This window comes from Paraglaciecola sp., from assembly GCF_051252315.1.
GTDB lineage: Bacteria > Pseudomonadota > Gammaproteobacteria > Enterobacterales > Alteromonadaceae > Paraglaciecola.
Genome location: NZ_JBPOFP010000031.1, coordinates 22,726 through 44,672 on the forward strand (window position 1 = coordinate 22,726; position 21,947 = coordinate 44,672).

Below are 21,947 nucleotides of genomic sequence, written 5' to 3' on the forward strand. Positions count from 1 at the left end.
ACAGCGTTCATTATGTTTGAGTCTTTGGCTTATGCGCTTAATGTTACCTTACCTATAAGCTTAATTATTCTGCTTGGTGTTGGATTAAAACGTATAGGTTGGATCACTGATGAATTTGCCCAAACAGGCTCTAAGTTGGTGTTTAATCTAACATTACCGTGTTTGTTATTTGTCAACGTATCAACGATTCAGCTAGCTAGTCAAATGCCGGTGTTGTTGTTAACTGTTGCGATAAGTGTAGCGACCTTGACATTTATCGCATTACATTTTGGTGCGTTTGTACTCTCTACTCAGCAATCACGAGGAGCCTTCGTACAAGGGGCATTTCGGGGGAATTTAGCCATAGTCGGTTTGGCACTATCCGTTAGCGCATTTGGTGAACAGGCGTTGGCTGTGGCGTCTATGTATTTAGCCGTTTTAGTACTGCCGATAAACATATTTTCAATTTTAACTTTGTACTACCACCAAGCGAAAAATCCTTCTATACGCACTGTGGTGTGGAACGTTTTGTCTAACCCTTTAGCGATTGCTATTTTGTTAGCTTTGGTCGTAGCGGCTGTGCCGATTCAAGTGCCCAGTTTGATTATGGAAACAGGTAACTACTTGGCCAGAATGACTTTACCATTGGCATTGTTATGTGTAGGTGCTTCGATTCGTTGGCATGAGTTTAAAGCATCTGGTTTGTTGTATTTGACCATAGCCGTGAAACTAGTTTTTTTACCCTTAGTGGCTGTTAGCGTTGGTTATTCCTGTGGTTTACAGGGGGCAGAATTAGGAGTGTTATTTATGATGATGGCAGCTCCCACTGCAGCGGCAGCTTATCCTATGGTCAGAAGTATTGGAGGCGATTATCACCTAACCGCAGCTATTATTGCTGGCAGTACTGTGTTGTCTATGTTCACCTCAACCATTGGGCTGTTTTTGTTACGATACTTTGAGTGGGTATAATTCAAACTTTCCCAATATGTGAAAATACCTAACCCTCAAAAATAAACGGGCCATCAGAGCCCGTTCTATTTGAATTAACTAATTTGGAAACTATAGATATTAGTTGGCGACCGACGGTTCACCATGGCCTGGTCGAGGCGGTTCACTTTCAGTGACAACAAGACGTGAAAAAGTCACACTTGTGTAATCCCCATTGGCCTTGTCTTCTTGCCAGTCACCTGTGCCAGGACAAGCTGGATACCAAAAACCAGGATCGTCTTTGGTACTACATTGGTTATATGCACCAGCCTTAAAATAATTGAAATCTAGCGTGTACCCATATGGGTGATCAAATTTGTCCATTTGGCCGTACGCATTGACTGCATTGGCTAAGTTAATTTTGTATTCGACAGTATCATGGCCATCGGCTTTAAATGTGAGGTACATTACATCTTCATGAACATTCACAACATAGCTGAACTCTTCGCCTAACGATACGCCTTGGTCACCTGGATCTTTAGGATCTAACCAAGTATTGCCCCAAACAGGATAAGCAATGTCTTGACGGTTTGGATCATCTTTTGGCAGGTTTCGTTCATACGTCCAAAATACAGAGCCTTTTTCGTGACCAGGATGTTTCTTAAAATAAATTTTAAGTGGTTCATTACCCCAACCAAACCCTTTAATAGGTTTATCCCACTTGGTGGCATGGATTTGACCAACAACAACTGAAAAAGCAGGGGCCTTTTCTGGATATTTGGCTCTAAGCGCAACATGGTCTACTTTAAGTGTCGCCTCCATCTTGCCACCAACTCGTTTAAACTTTTTGGCGATAGGGTTACTAGCAACTGTAAAATTATTTTTGGGTGATTGGGTCTTATAGCGTGTAGATTTACCACGTAACATATGACGCAACTCACTACGAGTATTAGAGGTGTTTTTAGTCGTGGTCGCCTTATTGGGTGATGAAAACACCATTCTCCCTTCTTCGTCTAGATAGAAAAAATCAGGGTGTTCAAAATCTTGAATGTTTTTAACAGTCACAGAGTCCGGTTTGCCATCCTTATTTTTATCAGTTGGCAGGGTAATGTTCCATTCGCTTAAATCAAACTTGTCGGCAGGAACTTCTGCAACTGCGCTTCCAATAACACTTAGTGTTAACCCAAGTGTTAACACTACTTTTTTCTGTGTAAGGTACTTAGAAATAGTTTTCATAAAATCTCATTATTCTTTGTAGGTACAAACGTAAGTATTTAAATTGCGTCTTGTCATATGCATTATTGACTTATTATTATTACGCAGATGACATCTTATCAAATTATGCCAAGGTAGCGATAGACTAGGAGAAACTCTAAAGAGGTAAACTTAGGAGTTTTCTATAAGTTATCTAATTGGGGATAAGGTTTAATTGCAGTACTAACTTTTCTCAAACTCTTCAGCACTAAAGTTACTTTTGAAAGTGAATGCTTTTGGGGTGTCTCCATTAGTCCGAAGAAAATCTAGTTTTTCTACTGCTTCTTGCAGTGTTGGTGTATAGCCAATGGGGATCCACCACAAGACGTAACTATCTTGTGGAATATTGTGAAACCATTCTTTTTTGCGACGAAGAAAATCTCTATGGTGAGTCCTGAACATAAAATTTTTGAGGGCATCCACAGACTCCCATACGGACATATTGACGATTATGTCTGGGTCTGAAAACACTTGAATTTGAGTCGCATCACCGCCTTCGTCTTTGAGACGCCAAATAAAGCCTGAGCTTGATTCAGCTATTTGGTTAACGGGCTCTAAATTATCGACAAACTCTTTCATTTCAACTGACTCTAACGAGTACTTTGCTTTGGCAATGTTCAATTGTGCAAGATGCATAATATTCCTTTGTGTGCTCTAAAGTTTAATCATAAACAGCATTTATGGATCCATGTTCGCTGTTTCATCATTCTCGTCTGTCAGCTGGTTGGCGGCCCGTGGAAAACGTAGTGACGTTAGCTGGCATCACTTCCCATGAGGCTTTCGAGTCAACAAAAATGTGATGTATTTCATCTAGTTCAGGTTCACCGTTTAGACAACCAAGTGTTATCCCATGAATAACTCCATCAAATGTGCCGCAAAGTGTCGAGCCGCAAGTGCCACAAAATAGTAAACCAAAACCCTGTTTACTCACGTAGGACGTCAATTTACCTTCACCACTTATCCACTGAAAATCTTCTGCTGCTATTCTAGCGTAGTTAGAAGATTGAGAGCTAAATGCCTTTCTACATCGAGAACAATGGCAGGATAGTGGGTCAATTAGTGGGCCATTGATTTGGTATTTAACTTCACCACAAAAACATTCACCGGTCTGCATTATGTTTCCTTATTAATTTGATAGCTGTGAGGTTACCCCCAAATTGATAGTAACTCTTGTTAAACTATCTAGGTTCAATTCCTCTCGCATACAAACGTTTGTTAAGCACGAGCTTATAAAACCGTAATTTGTGAAGCATCGGTTACCTTAATATGTGTTTGGTAGTAATATTTGCTCGTTCGCCTTCCCATAGTAACGAAATAAATTTTTGTCCTTTGGGCTTCACCAATAACCTGAATAGTTTTACCTTTAAAAAAATCCATTGGTGACTGTTGTGTTTCTGAAATTAATTCTCTGATGGTTTTATCTGATAAAGCGATAGTGATGTTTCTTTGGTCTCTGTAGTCTAACTCTGTGTTAAGAAATATTCGCCTATCGCCTTTTTGCGAACCGGTAGCTTGAATAGTAAGAGAGTAAATGCCCTGAACTCCGTCTGGAGCTGAATCAGCTGCACTACGTATAATTTGCATCGTATCGGATGTTTTTAGACCTGATGTAGTGGAGCTGCCTGCGAAGAGTCCTATTGAAAATATTACTATTAAAAATCTCATATTTTTTAAATTCCTTTTAAGTGCCTAACAACTTATTAGACGTTAAAACGTCGCGTTTAAAAATGACATTATGTCGTTTATTATTCAGGTTATATTTTTATACTGTCTCTACCTTGTTCTTTTATAACCGTTTTCTGCTAGTGAAGCAAAAGCTAGTTGCAGAAATATCCCTAAATGTCCCAGCTCTGCTGTTATTGGAAAATTGCTGACTTGTGTGTTTGTACAAACAAACTTAGCTGTATGTACAAACACAAATTATTAGCCTTAGTTTGCAGGGAGTAACTCTTTTTCTGCCAGTTGTTTTCGGGTGAAAATCCATACACTTATCCAACCAAATATAAACATAGATATAGCGATTTCTATAAGGTGAGCGTAACGAAGTGTTTCAGCCATTTGTGGATTTGGGAACAAGAGTTGTGCCGATCCCAATGTTGCTAGTGCTATACCACATATCAATTTTTGATGATTTAACGAGCCTGTAAAATACACAATAATGGGTAGTATTATTAATCCCCACAATAAACCTCTGCCTATTTGGAATATTGGCATCCACCAAGGTAATGATAAACCACTGTAGGTCCCTGCAAAGCTTTCACCAGCTAATGGGATCAAAATGAAGGCCCCGGCTGTTAAATAACAAACTGCGTAAAGTACGCTAACCAACCCTAGGTTTTTAATTAGACAGCCAAGAGGTATTGCCCGGATTTTATTTAGATTAAGTGTCGTCGTTGAGTTAGCCAACTTGGCCACTAAAGGGCAATACAAACAAGCCATTAAAAGGTTATGGATTTCTACGAATAGAATGTCTGATAAAGACATCAGTGGCACATCCGTCCAAATGTTTAAGAAAAATAGGGCTTCTATCAACATCATGAAAGATTTTGTTCCATGAAAAATGACTATCAGGATTAAGGATTTTTTGATGAAGGATATATTGAACATCGTGGCTAACCAAAACAATACCAGAGTTTCGATTAGGCTAACGGCCATGACTATGGCCATGGATGCATTTTCTTCGGCACCAAGTGGTGGTGGGATCAACAATTGAATAACCATTGCCGCTAAAATAAAACTAAAGGCATGCCAAAAACTTAAACCTAGTAATTTACCAAGTGTGGTGAGGGGCTGTTTCATCTTCGTTCTCTCTTCTTTTTAAAATCAGGTATAACAAAATGGGTTGACCAATAGACAGTAGTGAAAGAAGAGCAATCTATGTATGGGAAATCAGGCCTATTGAAGTAGGAAATTGTACCTATATCCCCATTTAAATTAAGTTTGACCGAGTATTAAGAGGATAGGGTGGCTAATAGAGCGATCCGGTTGGTGACTTCTAATTTTTTGAATATATTGTAAAGATGGTTTTTAACCGTGCTAGGGGAGATATTAAGTTGTGCCGCTATTTCTTTATTGCTGTATCCCGCTTTTACAGCTTTGACTATTTCTTGTTCTTTGGCGGTAAGGCTATCTAGTTTAGTGCCGCTGATGGTTGGTGTTGATTTTTCGGGATCGATTTTTTGTTGTAATGTTAATCCAAAGAAGTCATCTCGCCACATCCACAATAGTAAATTGATTGCGATATAGATGAGCGGCAGACTTAATGTGCCACCTCGTTCTACAATGGTTTGTCCAAAAAAAGCGCCTTCAATTAATGCCATAATGATGGCAATAATGGGAATTAATATAGATAACATTCTGTGCAATGTTAATTTTTTGGACGTATGTTGCCAGCGTAGTTTTTGACAGTAAACGACACATATCGTAAAAATACTGATGGGAAAAGTGAGAATATAAACAAAATATTCCGCGGGAAATTGCCACAAAGCAATACAGGCCGTTGGTCCAGATAGTGCAGCCAACAAAAGCTTAAAATGAAGAGACTGAGTAAATTCTAAACCTAAACTTAGATAGGTCTGCCTCGGTTGTAAATAGCTCAGTAACCCAATAATACATAGAGCACCACTAATAAATACTTGCACCACATCAGCACCACTAACAATGTTGGTGGAAACATACAATGAGACACTACCGAATAACACAAAGAAAGAAATGATAAGGTAAATAGCTAAGGTTTCGGTGAACCCTCTAGTGCCTTTATAAAGTGGATATATGACCGAAATTAACGCCACACCACTTAATAAGGAGAGTGCATACAAGATAAAATAGAGGTGGCTCATTGTATCTCCTTTTTGAATCTAAACGGGCAGAGGTTAGTTGTTGAAAAGATTAATCTTCAACTATTTCTTTACCCATTTGTAAGGTTTTAGTGGCGAGTTGTACTTCTTTTAAAAAAGTTAACAAGGCAAAGATTAATAGAAATAGCGCAATGATAAATAAGGTGATGATGATTTGACTGAAATCAAAGACTAATAAATCACCTACGAATAATAGCACCACAACAGAACACACAAATAGCGCACATGCAGTACATAAACCTATAGAGCGGTTAATTAGGGTAATTCTGCGCCACAGGTTTTTTAATTCTTTTTCTGATGTTTCGAGATATTCAGGACTTTTTATGGACTGTACTTTACGCTCCATAATCCTTGCTCTATCTACAATTCTGCCTAATCTGCCAGACATAACATTCAAAAAGCCGGCAATACCGGTCAACATAAAAATGGGTGCTACAACTATTTGTATAATTTGTGCTAAATCGGTAACCGATGAACTCACCTTGTTAATTCCCTCGTTTTCTAAATATGATGTGTATTAGCAGTCATTCAAGCCATTATTGATTAATGACTTGTTTGCCTGCTGTTAATGCTATTGTTTTGCCTTGCCAATTAAAGGTGCCCGATGTGCCTTTGGGCAATATTACTTCACCCGACACACTATTGTCGCGCCTGGTTAGTTTAACCGATACTTCTCCTTTAGGATGAGGCATTTTTGCATTGATGGTGGTTAACTCACCAAAATGCGGGGCGACGGTTATTTTGTCAAAATGTTTTGCTGCTGGATAAATACCCGCCACTATTTTTAAGAAGTGATAGTTAGGAGAAGCACTCCATGCGTGGCAATCGCTACGGGGTTCAATGTCTTTTTCTGCAAAGGTGGTTAATCCCATATCTAGCTGGTTAGTCCAATTCTCCAGGAGCTGCGTATATCTGTCGCCTAATCCTACTTTATGTAAGGCATTGAATAAATAGAATTTATAGTAAATGGTTGTCTGAATTAAACTTTTGTCACTTAAGATCTTTTCCATTAATTGTTTTTGAGCATTTTGGGGTATGGCGTCGGTTAAAATGGCCATAATGTTAGTGTGCTGTGAAAACTTTTGTTTATTTGGTGTTTCTGCAAAAAGGCCTTTGCTTTTAACATAGGTGTGTTTCATCACACTTTTTATAATCTGCTTTTCCAGTGCCGCATATTGTTTCGCTTCTTGGTGATAACCTAAGTCACTAAACATTTCGCTGGCGTACTGTAATGTTTTTACAAATTGTAAAGCCACTGATGTTGAATAGCCGTCGTCAGCGCCAAATGGGATGCCATTTTGATACTCAGGTGTCCAGTCAGTAAAGTTCCACCAACGCATATCTTTGGGCATGACAATACTGTTATTACTGGTATCGACTTTGTCTATCCACCAATTTAATACACTTCTCATTCCTGGAACATAATCGCGAACAAAGTCATCGTCATGTTTGTATTGCGTGAAGTCATGGATCATGTTGATCCAAAGTAATGAATAGGTCGGAATAATTTGCACAATATAAGAGGGGTAACGGCTGGCGGTTAATCCATTAGGTAGTCGAGAATTATCAAACATCTCAATGGCTTTACGCATTAATCTATCGTCACCACTCACACTTAGGGCGGCTAATGCTTCTATTCGTGTATCGCCTATGTATTGTAATTGCTCATAATATGGGTCGATAAACCCTTCAACAGATGAGTTACGTAAACTCAACCACGCCGCGTCCCAAATTTCTGACAATACAGGGTTGTCGGTTTCGAATTGTGCATTTTCTTGAAACGGGTAGGCAGTGTATACACCGTAATAATCATCGATAACCAATGGTTGGTTTTGAGTCGTAATGTCTAATTGAATAAAACGATAAGTCTTTTGCCCTAAAGGTTTGAATTGCCTGTTGTTACCACCGTCGGCGGTGACTTTATCAAAGTAGCCTAAGATCTTTTTACCTTGGTATTCATTACGATGACCTTTTTTCCAATTTTTATCAAACAATGCCTCTGAGTAGGTCATTTTAATTTGGCTGCCGCTACCTTTTGAATAATGTAAAACAGGATGTCCAATTGAATGCTGTGTTTGATCAATTAATATACTAACGGTTTTATTCGCTGGAATTGTGAGTGTGCCAGTACCTTTTATAAAGTCTTCGCTGATTTCTATATTTTCACTACGTGCTATTTTAACAAAACGTTGTTTGGTTTCTTCCATAAACGGAATAGTGCGTGGAGTTAAATACCAAGTACTGCCATATAAAAAACCCTGACCAACTGCAAATTCGACGGTGCCCAGTTTAGGTGTTAACCAGCTCGAATCATCAAAGCCCGTTTCTCTCCAGCCCCACGGGTGGAGCGAAGAGTTTAATGACTCGCCGGGTCCTGCAGCATAATATCCACGCAAATCAGCGCTCATAAATGGGATGACGCTAAATCCAGTATCATTGGTAACTTTCCAACCAGAATCTGCTCCAGTGTTTATGTCGACAAGATTATTTTTATCACCTTGTAAAATAAACGCGGTTTGAAAGGTCATGGTTGAGGCTTTACGGTATTCACCAAAATTAACCACTTCTACAGCAACGCTGTTTGCGCCCAAGCTTAAGTATTGTGCAATATCTAGTGTCTCATAACGATAATGGTTGATGTCTGCAATGGACGGCCCAGATACTAAATATTGGCCATTCACGTACAGTCGATAGCGGTTATCGGCACTTAAGTGAATAATAAAATTTTCAGGTTGTTTGCTTAAATCAAAAGTCCGTCTAAATAAAAATTTACGAGCATCTAAGGTGGATTCGGTTGGGTGCGTTATCCATTGTGCCTTCCAGGTAAATTTTAATTTTGTAAACTCTTTACCTTGATGGTTGACCTTAACGGTTGATTCCGGCGAGTATTTTTGATTAAGAGCAACATCATTAGGTTGTATAGAGGCGAAAGCATTGGCAAAAATATTGAGGGCTAATAATGTGATAAAGAGCTTAATGACAAGATGTAGATTCATTACTTATCCTATGACTTATTATTTTTTTATATTGTTTTAGTTTCTTAGGTTGTCATACAAGGTAAAAGCTTGTCTAGTCATGAATTTCAAATTGAGCATAAAAAAGCCAAAGAAGAACACCTTCTTTGGCCATTGAATTTCTAAGTTTTAGTTTTGTTCAGGTTATTGAAAATAATTAAAATAACTAATTTTTTTCACTATCACTTTTTCATTCACCTACAACTTCTTCTTCGTCTTCAACTTTGACGGCCCATAGGTCATGTTCGTCAGTATGAATAATTTGCGCCCAGATTAAGTCTCCTGGCTTTACCTCAAATTCGTCGGTTAAATGTACGTTACCGTCTATTTCTGGGGCATCTGCGTAACAGCGACCGACTGCGCCTTCAGGTGTTACTTCGTCAATAATGACTTGGTATTCCATTCCTATTTTTGCTTTTAGTTTTGCTGCACTAATTTGGGACTGCACCTGCATAAAACGTTCGAATCGTTGTTGTTTAACGTCTTCACTAATAGGGTCGGGCAGGGCATTGGCTTTAGCGCCTTCAACGTCCGAGTATTTGAAGCAGCCTACTCGGTCAAGCTGGGCTTCTTCTAAGAAGTCTAATAACATTTGGAAGTCTTCTTCTGTTTCACCAGGAAACCCCACAATAAATGTTGAACGGATAACTAAGGTGGGGCAGATTTCTCGCCACGCTTTAATACGTTCCATAGTGCGCTCTGCAGCTGCGGGGCGTTTCATGAGTTTTAATATCCGCGGACTTGCATGCTGAAACGGTATGTCTAGATAAGGTAATATTTTTCCATCGCGCATGAGCGGCATTATTTTATCTACTGACGGGTAAGGATAAACATAATGCAATCGAACCCAAATGCCCATTTCGCCGAGTTTTTCACATAAGGCTTTCATGTCTGTTTTGACAGGCATGCCATCCCAAAAATCAGTTTTGTTTTTTACATCAACGCCATACGCACTGGTGTCTTGAGATATCACCAATAACTCTTTAACACCTGCATTTTTTAAACGTTTAGCTTCGTCTAAGATACTACCAATAGGACGACTAACTAAATCTCCACGCATTGAAGGGATAATGCAGAATGTGCATCTGTGGTTACAACCTTCTGATATTTTTAAATAGGCATAATGACGAGGTGTTAACTTAACTCCAATGTCTGGCACTAAATTAAGGTAAGGGTCATGTTGTGGTTGAGGCAAATGTTCGTGTACTTGATTTACCACTTCTTCGTAGGCATGAGGGCCGGTAATAGCTAAAACATTAGGATGTACTTCACGGATCTCGTCTTCTTTTATGCCTAAACAACCTGTGACGATCACTTTGCCATTTTCGGCTAAAGCTTCACCTATGGTATCCAGTGACTCTTGCACTGCCGAATCAATAAACCCACAGGTATTGACTATCACTAAATCAGCATCGTTATAGGTGGGCACCACATCATAACCTTCGGTACGAAGTTGCGTTAAAATACGCTCAGAATCAACCAAGTTTTTAGGACACCCCAGACTAATAAAACCAATACGAGTGCCATTGGTTTTTTTTAGGTTTGCTCCTTCTTCTAATACCTTCACTGGTGTTTCTAAGGTGGTGGTTTGAGAAGGATCAAAGTTTTTAACTGTCATGGTGCGCCTTGGTGGATCTTTGATGATTTAGGGTGGCGGATTATACAGTAAGTCACCGCTATAGTGAATTTAATAGACAATAAATTCATAGTGTTTTTAGCTGGTGTGTAGTAATACCTATGCGCAATAAAAAAGCCCCAATCTATGTTGGGGCTTTCAATGTTTTAAACCAATCTTGTCGGTATAAAGCTAATGTATAGAGCTAAGTTATAGAGCTAAGTCTGTTTCAGCTAAAACTGCGCCGTTTAAGTCAATGCTTAAATCAGCCACCCCATCTCCGTCAACATCGCCTTTTAACTTCCCGTCTACATAACTTAATTCACCTGCAGTGCTAGTAAACGCTGAATTAGCGATATAGGTAAAAGAAGCGCCAATTGCTGTTAGGTCAATAATATCTTCGCCAGTAGAAAAATCTGAGATAACATCTCCAGATTCAGCTAGGTTAAATACAAAAGTGTCATTTCCTGAACCACCAAGGTATGTATCGGCACCGCCTTGTCCTTCAAGAACATCATCACCTTCATTGCCCGTTAATACGTTGGCAAATTCATTTCCTTTTAAGTAATCACGTTGTGAAGAACCAATCGCATTTTCAATCACTGTTCCATAGGCAATTGCAATATTGTCATGGCTTGTTACCGCTAATCCACTCACACCTGTTTCAAATGCTAAAAAGCCTTCGTGGTTGCTTGTGGTTAAACCTTGCCAAAAATTTGAAGTGCCTGGTGCAACATCCCCAACAGCTCCTCCTGCATCACTTATCAATTGTCTTCGACTGTTTATAACATCATCACTTGGAACCGAAGCAGCTCCCGAGCTATATTCGCCGTCATTGAGATTAATATAAACGCTTACATTTGCGCCAGACATATCGATTGTGTCATTACCACCTGCGTCATAGATAGTTAAAATCGGGAACATATTTTGACTAAAGTCATATACCGCTTTACCTGCATTGGAGTTCCAACCATAAACTGTATCTCCTGTTCGCGTAGTGGGATCAGCGCCATAGGCAGTTTGAACAGCTAAGATATCATGCACCATAGGTGTGTGTGGGTAGTTGTAAAAACCTGTGGTCCAGTCTACTGCGCCTCCACCAAATGGCTGATTAGAGGTTTCTTCATCCCCCCAGTAGGACATTAATGTATATTGGTTGCTGTCTTGGGCATACTCTGCCTGACTAACATAATCTGTTGCACCAGCACCATTATATGCGCCTGGATGGCTTAGTCCTATTGCGTGACCTAATTCGTGAATTAATGCGGTTTTTCCATAACCACCAAAAGTTAGCCAAGCATTAGTCCAGTTTATTTCTGGGGTGGCGACAAAAATATCACCAAAGAACTTCCAACCTTTAGCATTGGTAAAGTCGTATTCTGGATAATATGCATAAGCTTGGCCCGGGTCATAACTATTAGAAAACTGAATATCAGCACCTTTTGAACCTCTTTCAACGAAACTTGGCGCAATTAGGTCATCCCATAAATCGATTGCAGAACGGGCTGCTTCTTTTTGCGCATCAGAAAAACCGCTCAGGCCGTAACCCGCTGAAAATCCGTAACGTGGATTATTGTATAACCCAGTTAACTTTTTACCGTCCGGAAAATTATAGGTAATCGATCCTCCATTTACTGAGTTAAGGTAACCGGTCCAGATTTGATCAATGACTCTAGGTAAATCTGCAATTTCCTTGCCCCGAAAAGTGTACCCCGCATATCTGTCTAAACTTAGTTCTTGGGGGCTGACTAAATTGTTTACATCCGCTTGTAAATTACTTGATGTGACGTCTTTTACACTCGCCAATGTGGAAAGGCTGAATAATGCAACACTGATAGCTAAAGCTGTTTTGGCAGGTTTAAAGATTGTTATTTTTTTCATGTTATTTTCCCTTTATTCGTTTGGTAATAAACTGACCCTTCATGGTTCAGTTTTTATAAGAAAGCGCCATTTGAGCAATTTGTCAATATTTCACGCTTGTATTTAGGTTATTGTTTTCAATAATTTATGGCTTTGCATATTATTTGCACATTGTTTTGTTAAGCTGAACCTAATCATTATGTAGGGTGTTGTACGTTGGACGTTTTATGAAGCTACAGAATAAACTCTTTTTGCTACTATTTGGGTTTAGCTTACTGTTAGTCACTGTTTTGATAATGCTGATGCAGTGGAGCATTGGTAAAGGCATGGTGGAGTACGTTAACACCAAAGAAATAGAGACCTTATCACCGGTTGTTAAACAACTTGTTATTGAATATCAAGGCAACAATAGTTGGCAAAACCTTGAAGGTAATCACAGTCGATTTAGGCAACTTATTTCAAACCAATTAAAAGGTAGTGATTTCGATTCCAGGCAGGGAAGGCGTCCTCCTAAACGTTTTGATGCGGAGTTGCCCGACAGGAACCAAAGTTTTCGTCCTGACCAGCCAGAATACAGACCAGGAAAACCGCCACCAAGAGGAGAGAAAAGAGGACCTCCGCCACCTGAAGATGGTGCACACTATGCATTATTAAGTTTTAATAAATCCTTGGTGGCAGGTAAATATCTGTCGGAATTGGAATACACCACCACCCCAATACTGGTTGGTGAGAAGACAGTGGGGTATTTGGCGGTGTCTAAGCGTCATGACCTCGCAGAAGGATACGAAGTCGATTTTATCCAGCAACAAGAACATTATTTGTGGTTGATTGGTCTAGTTTGTATGTTGCTGGTGGTATGTGTCACTTTCCCTCTTGCGAGTCATATTGTGCGACCTATCAAATTAATTACCTCGGGTATGCACAAGTTGACCCAAGGCGATTATCAGCAGTCTATTCAATTAAAGCGTGAGGATGAATTAGGCGAACTCAGTCGAGACTTTAACGAACTTGCACTGACTCTGGTTGAAAATGAATCGACACGAAAACGTTGGTTAGCAAATATTTCACATGAATTACGCACGCCTTTAGCTATTTTACGAGGGGAGTTAGAGGCCATGCTTGATCAAGTGAGGCCAATGAATAGCGACAATGTTGGTTCAGCCTATGACGAAACTAAACATTTACAACGACTCATCGACGATCTTAATTTATTAACAAGCGCAGACATAGGCGGTATGCAATACCGTAAAAGCAATCAGAATTTAGTGACACTCATCAGAAATGAATTGGACAAAAACAGTGGGTATTTATCTGATGCTGGTATCACCATGCATTTTTCTTCGAGTGTTGAAAATTTAGACCTGTATTGTGATAAAACGCGATTGTGTCAGTTATTTGAAAATATTATTAACAACTGTGTAAAGTATTCGTCAGGTTCCAGATTACAAGTGAATTTGGCTTTGATCAGCGCAGATAGAAGTACACAAGCTTGTGAAAAAGATTTAATCCAAATAACTTTTGCTGATGATGGTGTGGGTGTAGAGGAACAACACTTACCGCACTTGTTTGAACATTTATATCGAGTTGATGATTCTCGTAATCGTCAAACCGGAGGGTCTGGTTTAGGCTTGTCAATATGCCGCCATATTGTGACGGCCCATCAAGGTGAACTTACCGCTTCGAAATCGTCTTTAGGCGGTTTAGCTATTATTATCTCTTTACCTGTTACCCAATAGGATGTGAAAAATGCCTGATACAGTATTGATTGTTGAAGATGAAGTGAAGTTAGCAAACTTGCTGTCGGATTATTTTAAGTTAAGCGAGTACACTCCTCATATGATCCATCATGGCGATGAGGTCATCGATTGGGTCAAGTTAAATCAACCAAAAGCGATTTTATTAGACATTATGTTACCAGGTAAAAATGGTATCGATTTATGCAAACAAATCCGTCAGTTTTCTAATATACCTATTTTAATGGTGACCGCTAAAGTAGACGAAATAGACCGACTTTTAGGACTTGAGTTAGGAGCAGATGATTATATTTGTAAACCTTTTAGTCCTCGTGAAGTGGTTGCTCGAGTAAAAGCCGTGTTGAGACGAACACAAAACACCAATAATAATGTGATGGCTTTTGAACTAGATGAAGATAGATTAGCCGCCAATTATTTACATAAATCTGTGAGTTTGACAGCGGTAGAGTTTCACTTATTAAAACGTTTAGCTGATCAACCAGAACGTATTTTTAGTCGAGAACATCTAATGGAAAACATTTATTCAGATCATCGAATTGTGAATAACCGTACTATTGATAGTCATATTAAAAAATTAAGAAAAAAACTCGCTGATATTAGTGAGGGTAAGGATTGGATCCAGTCTGTGTATGGCGCTGGGTATCGTTTAGTGTTGGATTAATTACCGCTAATTTTCGATAAAATCTATTTTTGTGTTGTTCCTTTATTGATGCACATTGTTTGCATGTTTACTTGTTAATCTTTATCACGAATTAACAAAACAGGACATACCTCATGAAATTTAAAACACTTACATTAATTAGTATCAGTTTGCTATTTTCCTTTGCAGTTCTTGCTCAAGGGGGTGAAGGGCAACATCATAAAAAGGGCGAAAAACCAGAGCATAAACAACGTCCTAGTTTTTCAACACTTGATACCAATTCAGATGGTGCGATAGAGATTGATGAGTTTTCATCTTATCCCATTCCACATGGTGAACATACAACCGTATTTGCAAACATAGATACCGATGGTGATTCAGAAATTAGCCAAGTAGAGTTTGAAAGTCATAAGCCCCCACACCGAAAAAAGCCAGATTGTGTTGAACAGAACAATTAAGCCCTATGTTTGAATGTAAACACGCAGCTATAGGCTGCGTTTTTTGTTTTAGATTTATCTCAAATAAAAGTGAAAAACGTTTCGACGTGACCGTTAATAGAAAATCCGATGGTATGAAACAATCATTTAAAATGACACCCAATCAACCTAATATTTTTCTACTCTAGCTCGACGCTTACATTTAGGCCCTCTCAATGACGAAATTTTTAGTGGATAGCAAGGCGCCTTATCTCGAGCTCAGGTTAATTATTACGAGTGAACAACTGAATCGTCTGGATATCGGGCTGTCACTTCCGCCATTTTATCTATGTTGTTCATTACCCAATCAATAATACTTGGGTCGAAATGAGAACCACTATCGCGTTTCAGCAACGCAAGAATATCTTCAATTGGCCAGGGTTCTTTATATGAGCGTCGACTCCCTAGTGCATCAAACACATCCGCTACCGCAACAATTCTGCCATAGATATGGATTTCTTCACCCACTAACTTTTTGGGGTAACCACTACCATCCCACTTTTCATGATGCTCACCTGCTACAACAGCAGCTGCGCGGAGGATTTCTCTATTGGATCGTTCTAATAATTGTTGACCCATGCTGGCATGGCATCTCATGACATCAAATTCTTCATCACTTAATTTCCCCGGTTTATGTAAAATTGAATCAGCAATGCCTATTTTTCCAAAATCGTGTAATGGAGAGGCCACTTTGAGAATTTCAGCTTCTTTTTCTGTCATCCCTAAACCTTTGGCGATTAAATAACTATATTCGGCAACTCTTCGTACATGGTTGCCTGTTTCTTTTGAGCGAGTTTCTATCGCTTCCCCTAACATATAAACCATATCTCGTTGGGTGCCCTCAATTTCGTCTTTTAATAAGGCATTTTCGTATGCAATAGATACGTTTTGTAAAAAAAGCTTCACTAAATCGGAATCATCTTCTGACATGTTATCGTTGGCTCGGATATAGATAACATCTTCTCTTTCAGGCGTGGGTTGAAAGTATCCGACGTATTCATTGTCTCGTACAATAAGAGATTTGGTAATGAGCGCTTCTTGCATGATGGCTACGACTTCTTTAGGTAGATTTTCGTCGGCATATTTTCCAATTGTTGGTTGAAAAGATCCGGTTGCTGCAACAACTTCCATGCGTTTTTGGGTAGGGTTTTGTTCTATAGCCACACCATCACAATGTGCATAAATGCTATTTTTTTCTAAATTTAATAGGGCTAAAAGTTGTTCTAGCACACCTTGAATAAAGCCTTGTAGCATAGTGGGTCGAAAGATCTCCCCTGTCGATTCTATGACTCTTTGTAGCCCTTTACGGTTATTATTTAAGCTTTCTAAATCTCGATACGAGCGTAAACTAGTTAAAATAGTACTAAACAGTTTTTGGGTGGTTAACTCTGATTTTTCTTTGTAATCATTAATATCAAAATCTAACATGACTTTTCGTTCCGGAGCTTCTCCAGGTTGCCCTGTACGGAGAACTATACGGATCATTCTGTTTTTAAGGTCTGAGCGAATAAATTGGATTAAATCTAATCCAGCCCGATCTGTTTCCATCACAACGTCAATGAACGCTAGGGCAAAGTCATCGTATTTTAATAATATGGATTTAGCTTCTTCACCCGTGTAAGCATGAACAAATTCAAGCTCTCGTCCTTCAAACACAAAATTTTTTAAGGCAAACTTAGTGACATCATGAATGCTAGGTTCATCATCTACAATCAGTACTTTCCAATAAGATTTTTCTACTGACTGAGTTATTTTTTCTTCAGGAGCAAAAAAAAGTTTGTCATCATTATTTGTCATCGTTCAACTCTCCATCATTTATTGGAAGCTTTACCTCGAAGCGAGCGCCATTGCCAGGGCTACTGATCACCTTCACCTTGCCTCTTAAGGTAGAAGTGATTAAGTTGTAAACAATATTTAAGCCTAAACCACTTCCCCCTGTTCCCCTGCGGGTTGTGAAAAAAGGATCAAAAATTCGAGCCTTAATTGACTCATCAATGCCTTTTCCCGTGTCTTCTACTACGAGTGTTAAGTTGTTGTCATCTGACTCACTCGAAATTAAAATACTGCCAACACTATCTTGGTTAAAACCATGAGTGAGTGAGTTATCAATAAAGTTACTCACTATTTGAAATAGGGCGCCAGGTTTAGTATTGATAACTATATCTTCTTGAGTTTCGTTGTTAACGGAGATCGATGTCTTCTTAAACTTAGGCCGCATGCTTGTTATTACTTCATTAATATAATCGTGAAGTCTAATTTCTCTATAAATATCACCGGTTTGATCCACTGCAACTTGCTTAAAGCTTGAAATTAATTCTGAAGCTCGATGCAAATTTTGAGTCAAAATTGCACTGCCTTCCTTGGTATGGTTAAGAAAATTTTCTAAATCTGATCTGGTCATTTCACCGTTATGATATTTAGGCAATAAGATACGGACTTCTTCTTCAATACTTGAAGCTGATGTGACACCAATACCAATGGGGGTATTAATTTCGTGAGAAATGCCTGCCACTAAACTCCCTAAAGAGGCCATCTTTTGGCTTTGTACTAACTCATTTTGTGCTTCATGAAGCGCTTCGAAACTTTCATTTAGACGGTTATTCGCTTGTGTTAATTCATTGGTTCTTTCATCTACACGTTGCTCTAGTGATTCGTTTAATTGATTAAGAGATTGTTCGACGTTTTTTTTATCTGTTATGTCGTCTATTACAATTAATAAGCGGACTCTATCAATATGAATAAATTTCACCTGAGTAGCAGATAAAATTCGTCCAGCTTGATTCTCACCAAGTTGAAATTCAGCATTTCCCTTTGGCGATTTATGGTTTTTAGATTTATTTACCCAATGAGAAAATCGTTCAAATTCATGACTTGCGAAAGTTTGAGCAAGTTGCGAGATGGTTTTGGTATCTTTTTTTTCTATGGAAAATAAGGTTCTTAATACATCATTGATTAGTACTATTTTCTCATTTTCTAAGACCAATATGCCTCTCCCAACAGCCGACTGAGCTTTAAATACCGCTTCAAAAAATGACTTTTCTGATATTTTTCTATCAATAACCGTTAACATTTGAGTGATTGTTAATATAAATATACTGGCCATAGTGACTATGATCACCAAAATGTCTCTTTCTAAACTAATTCCAAACACTGGCGTTGATACACAGTTTTTAGGAAAACTTGCCGCTAACATGCCCACATAATGCATACCGGCAATGGCCACACCCATAATTAAAGCACTGAGTAACTTAAAACCATGGTCTAGTCGATTGTTGTCGATTTGATGAAAGAGTAAGAATAGAGCCACGTTTGATGCAACAATGGCAATGAGAATAGATAGAAAAACTAGACCTGTAGAATATTCAATGCAAGAACCCATGCCCATTGCCGCCATACCAATATAATGCATGGCCGATATACCCAGCCCCATTAAAGCTGCAGAAATAATAAATTTGGTTTTTTTACGTTTAGACCTAATCATGTATAGCGCAATGGCAGAAGCAAAAATGGCTGGTAGTATTGATAATCCGGTAAGTGCTATGTCGTAATGAACCGGCACAGGGAGAGTAAATGCCAGCATGCCCACAAAATGCATTGCCCATATTCCAGTAGCCATGGACAAGGCTCCACCTATGGTCCAATAAAGAGCTGTTCTGTGTTTGGATGCGGCAATACGTATACAGATACCCACCACAATATACGAGACGTATATTGCAATAATAATCGACAGAAAAACTATCAACCAATCGAAAGAGTAACTCATGAATTCTTTATAATAATCATCAAATTGCGTTATAAATAAAGACTAGTTTACCGTGGCAAAAAGCGCCAATAAGCGAGCTTTATTTATCCTTTAGGGGGAGGTGACAGCGTTTTATGATTATTAAGACAATAAGTTTGGAATGAGCTAATGCAAAATAGTTTTGATGCTTGTAAAAAACACCGTTAATGTATATAAATATCACATAGCGTTTAAATTTTTATGTCATTGAGTTGTGTATGGATCCATTATTAAAACTAGTTGATGTTCTACAAGATGAATCTGTTTCAACCGATAATAAACTCCGTCAAATCTGTAATCAAACACAACTCGCCATTCCTAGAGCTAATCGTGTCAGTCTCTGGAATTTTAATAACACTAAAACAGAAATAGTCTGTTTAATGTGTTTTGATAAAACTTCCAATGAATACTCTTCGCAACAAGTCTTAACCCAAGTTGATTTCCCGCAATATTTTGAAAAAATATTAGAGGAGCAAGTGATCATGGCTTCTGATGCTCGCCGTTACTCTGCGACTAAATGTTTTAATGAAAGTTACTTTGAACCTTTGAATATTCACTCTTTGTTAGATTTTGTTATTCATAAAGACTTTCAACCTTCGGGAATTTTATGTTGTGAAAGCGTAAATACCAAAGTGACTTGGAAGTCGGATGATGTAGAAACCCTTAGAATGCTTTCCACCATGACTTCCTATTTCTTCGATTAAAATAAGTTTTCACTCTCGTTTCACATTCTACTTTTTATTGTTATTGGCCTGATGAGTCATTTTTGCGAGCGTGTTTGCACGAAAAGTAAAAAACTTACACAAACTTTACTCTTTTGTATTTAAATTTACGGTTTTATATATTGATATAGTCTGTGTGGGTTGATACCGTTCTAGCGTACTATTTCTCTCTACTTTTATATTTAAAGACCGAGAAAATTCAGATTCTGTATTTAACTTTAGTGGCAATCAATTATGAAAAAGACAATTCTGGCTGCAGGAATTTGTTCATTATTAATGGGCATGACTGGCTGTAGTAATCATACATCTTCGAAAATGACTTCTGCGTCACAGGCGAATAACAAAACTTATACTGAGGATTGGGAATCTCTATCTAAAGTAGAAGAGCAACCTGCTTGGTTTCAAGACGCTAAGTTAGGTATTTACGCACATTGGGGGCCTGTTTCTACTGCTAACTTAAATATGAAACGTGGGGTAGGGTGGTATGGTCTCAATGTGTATATGGATGAGGTTTACGATTGGAAAACCGGTGAAAAACGTTTAAAAAACGGTAAGCCAATCGTAAATAGCACATATAAGCATCATGTAGAAGCACATGGTCCGCTAGACAAAGTTGGCTACAAAGATATTATTCCTAATTTTAAGCCTACTGGATTTGATCCTGAAGAGTGGGCTGAATTATTTGCAAAATCGGGCGCTAAATTTGCGGGCCCAGTTGCTATGCATCATGATAATTTTGCTATGTGGGATAGTGAGGTGACCCGTTGGAACGTCAAAGACATGATGGGGGTTGACGTGACAGGTGAGCTTAAAAAGGCGCTAGATAAGCGTGATATGAAGTTTTTAACTTCTTTTCATCATGCGTTTACATGGGTTTATTACGCTAACGCCTATAAATTTGATGCGACAGAAGAAACTTCTGACTTATATACAGACCAACACGAACTCACTGACTTTAAACCGACTAAGCGATTTCATGATGAATGGTACGCCAAGCTTAAAGAAGTGGTAGACAATTATGAGCCCGATGTCGTTTGGTTTGATTGGTGGGTAGAAGAGTTAGACGAAGAATACCGTAAAAAGTTTATTGCTTATTATTACAATAAAGGCGTGGAGTGGGGCAAAGATGTCGTCATCAGTTACAAGAATACTTCTTTCCCTGCAGAAGTTGGCGTTCATGATTACGAACGTGGTCGCCCAAATAAAATAAAAGATAAGTTTTGGATGACAGACACATCTCCCGGTGCTTGGTTTTTCCGCCAAAACGCTAAATTTGTGTCCTCTAATGAAATCATAGATATCCTAATTGATATCGTTTCTAAAAATGGATTAATGCTGCTTAACGTTCCACCAAATCCAGATGGCTCTATACCGCAAGAAATGAAAACTATGTTAGGTGATTTAGGTAAATGGTTAGAGATAAACGGTGAAGGTATCTATGAGACGCGACCTTGGCGTGTGTTTGGTGAAGGCCCCACACGTATCAAAGGAGGTGGGCATAAGATAGAAAAACAAAAGATAGTGTATTCAGACAAGGATATTCGTTTTACCAAAAAAGGCGAGGATACATTGTTTGCTATTGTAATGGACTCACCTAAAGAGGATATTCTGGTTAAAACCTTAAGCAAGAATTTAAGTGTGCTTAACGCAAACATAAAGAGTATTTCGTTGTTAGGAAGTAATGAGAAGGTCATTTGGTCACAGGATGATAATGGTTTACATATTAAAAAACCTACGTTAGTGCCTAGCGATTTTGCTTTGACATACAAGATATCACTGGTTAATGAAGCAGAGTGGGGAATTGGTGGGGAGGATGACCCAACCTAATTAAATAATATCAAACGATATTTGTTTATAAAAGAAGAGCGCTACAAGCGCTCTTTTTTTGTTTTGAATACATGCCGCTATAAAATGACCTTGCCAATTCACCTTCAGTATTTGCCTATTTTTAAACAAGTGATTTTTCATCGTTTTTACTACTTAATACCAATTCAATGTTCCTGGTGTTGATACCATTTTATAAGTGAATTATAGGGACACACATAAGGCTATTAGATTAATACTATGT

General features: G+C 38.6%; 18 protein-coding genes. 6 read left to right on the plus strand and 12 right to left on the minus strand.

The features are described 5' to 3' along the window. Positions 1 to 12 precede the first annotated feature (12 nt). Positions 13 to 948, plus strand: a complete 936-nt coding sequence (locus tag ACSHXM_RS08190) for an AEC family transporter (RefSeq protein ID WP_435688263.1) — start codon at positions 13 to 15, stop codon at positions 946 to 948. Between the two features lie 99 nt (positions 949 to 1,047). Here ACSHXM_RS08190 and ACSHXM_RS08195 read toward each other — a convergent pair whose 3' ends face one another. The 10 genes from ACSHXM_RS08195 to ACSHXM_RS08240 form a co-directional block, all read right to left on the minus strand. Next, the gene (locus ACSHXM_RS08195; RefSeq protein WP_435688264.1) at positions 1,048 to 2,142 is read right to left on the minus strand and encodes a polysaccharide lyase family 7 protein; all 1,095 of its coding nucleotides are present in this window, start codon (positions 2,140 to 2,142) and stop codon (positions 1,048 to 1,050) included. Positions 2,143 to 2,343: 201 nt separating this feature from the next. Further along, positions 2,344 to 2,796: a DUF3291 domain-containing protein gene (locus ACSHXM_RS08200; RefSeq protein ID WP_435688265.1), complete on the minus strand. Its 453-nt coding sequence runs from the start codon at positions 2,794 to 2,796 to the stop codon at positions 2,344 to 2,346. A 67-nt stretch (positions 2,797 to 2,863) separates the two neighbouring features. Beyond that, complete coding sequence (locus tag ACSHXM_RS08205) at positions 2,864 to 3,274, minus strand: GFA family protein (RefSeq protein WP_435688266.1); 411 nt, start codon at positions 3,272 to 3,274, stop codon at positions 2,864 to 2,866. A 113-nt stretch (positions 3,275 to 3,387) separates the two neighbouring features. Beyond that, positions 3,388 to 3,825 carry a hypothetical protein gene (locus ACSHXM_RS08210; protein ID WP_435688267.1) on the minus strand — a complete coding sequence of 146 codons (438 nt, stop codon included), beginning with the start codon at positions 3,823 to 3,825 and terminating at the stop codon, positions 3,388 to 3,390. Between the two features lie 264 nt (positions 3,826 to 4,089). After that, positions 4,090 to 4,959 carry a hypothetical protein gene (locus tag ACSHXM_RS08215; RefSeq protein ID WP_435688268.1) on the minus strand — a complete coding sequence of 290 codons (870 nt, stop codon included), beginning with the start codon at positions 4,957 to 4,959 and terminating at the stop codon, positions 4,090 to 4,092. Positions 4,960 to 5,111: 152 nt separating this feature from the next. Beyond that, positions 5,112 to 5,999 (minus strand): helix-turn-helix transcriptional regulator, encoded by an 888-nt coding sequence (locus ACSHXM_RS08220; protein ID WP_435688269.1) that lies wholly within the window; start codon positions 5,997 to 5,999, stop codon positions 5,112 to 5,114. Positions 6,000 to 6,048: 49 nt separating this feature from the next. Continuing rightward, complete coding sequence (locus ACSHXM_RS08225) at positions 6,049 to 6,498, minus strand: DUF2721 domain-containing protein (protein ID WP_435688270.1); 450 nt, start codon at positions 6,496 to 6,498, stop codon at positions 6,049 to 6,051. Between the two features lie 55 nt (positions 6,499 to 6,553). After that, positions 6,554 to 9,013 carry an alpha-L-rhamnosidase N-terminal domain-containing protein gene (locus ACSHXM_RS08230; RefSeq protein WP_435688271.1) on the minus strand — a complete coding sequence of 820 codons (2,460 nt, stop codon included), beginning with the start codon at positions 9,011 to 9,013 and terminating at the stop codon, positions 6,554 to 6,556. Positions 9,014 to 9,221: 208 nt separating this feature from the next. Then, on the minus strand, positions 9,222 to 10,649 hold the full coding sequence (gene rimO, locus ACSHXM_RS08235) for a 30S ribosomal protein S12 methylthiotransferase RimO (protein WP_435688272.1): 1,428 nt from the start codon (positions 10,647 to 10,649) through the stop codon (positions 9,222 to 9,224). Positions 10,650 to 10,856: 207 nt separating this feature from the next. After that, positions 10,857 to 12,527, minus strand: coding sequence for a M10 family metallopeptidase C-terminal domain-containing protein (locus tag ACSHXM_RS08240; RefSeq protein WP_435688273.1), 1,671 nt, complete (start codon positions 12,525 to 12,527; stop codon positions 10,857 to 10,859). Positions 12,528 to 12,733: 206 nt separating this feature from the next. On the opposite strand from ACSHXM_RS08240, the gene ACSHXM_RS08245 reads away from it, so the two are divergent. The 3 genes from ACSHXM_RS08245 (at position 12,734) to ACSHXM_RS08255 (ending at position 15,358) form a co-directional block, all read left to right on the plus strand. Beyond that, positions 12,734 to 14,242: an ATP-binding protein gene (locus ACSHXM_RS08245; RefSeq protein WP_435688274.1), complete on the plus strand. Its 1,509-nt coding sequence runs from the start codon at positions 12,734 to 12,736 to the stop codon at positions 14,240 to 14,242. 10 nt (positions 14,243 to 14,252) lie between these two features. Beyond that, positions 14,253 to 14,921 carry a response regulator gene (locus tag ACSHXM_RS08250; RefSeq protein ID WP_435688275.1) on the plus strand — a complete coding sequence of 223 codons (669 nt, stop codon included), beginning with the start codon at positions 14,253 to 14,255 and terminating at the stop codon, positions 14,919 to 14,921. A gap of 113 nt (positions 14,922 to 15,034) precedes the next feature. Continuing rightward, complete coding sequence (locus ACSHXM_RS08255) at positions 15,035 to 15,358, plus strand: EF-hand domain-containing protein (RefSeq protein WP_435688276.1); 324 nt, start codon at positions 15,035 to 15,037, stop codon at positions 15,356 to 15,358. A 249-nt stretch (positions 15,359 to 15,607) separates the two neighbouring features. Here the strand turns inward: ACSHXM_RS08255 and ACSHXM_RS08260 are convergent, their stop codons facing one another. Continuing rightward, positions 15,608 to 17,173, minus strand: a complete 1,566-nt coding sequence (locus ACSHXM_RS08260; protein ID WP_435688277.1) for a DUF3369 domain-containing protein — start codon at positions 17,171 to 17,173, stop codon at positions 15,608 to 15,610. Next, positions 17,163 to 19,139, minus strand: a complete 1,977-nt coding sequence (locus tag ACSHXM_RS08265; RefSeq protein WP_435688278.1) for an MHYT domain-containing protein — start codon at positions 19,137 to 19,139, stop codon at positions 17,163 to 17,165. The genes ACSHXM_RS08260 and ACSHXM_RS08265 overlap by 11 nt, the downstream gene beginning before the upstream one ends. 236 nt (positions 19,140 to 19,375) lie before the next feature. Here ACSHXM_RS08265 and ACSHXM_RS08270 point away from each other — a divergent pair, with 236 nt between their 5' ends. Continuing rightward, positions 19,376 to 19,861 carry a GAF domain-containing protein gene (locus ACSHXM_RS08270; RefSeq protein WP_435688279.1) on the plus strand — a complete coding sequence of 162 codons (486 nt, stop codon included), beginning with the start codon at positions 19,376 to 19,378 and terminating at the stop codon, positions 19,859 to 19,861. Between the two features lie 252 nt (positions 19,862 to 20,113). Next, positions 20,114 to 21,706 (plus strand): alpha-L-fucosidase, encoded by a 1,593-nt coding sequence (locus ACSHXM_RS08275; protein WP_435688280.1) that lies wholly within the window; start codon positions 20,114 to 20,116, stop codon positions 21,704 to 21,706. Positions 21,707 to 21,947 lie beyond the last annotated feature (241 nt).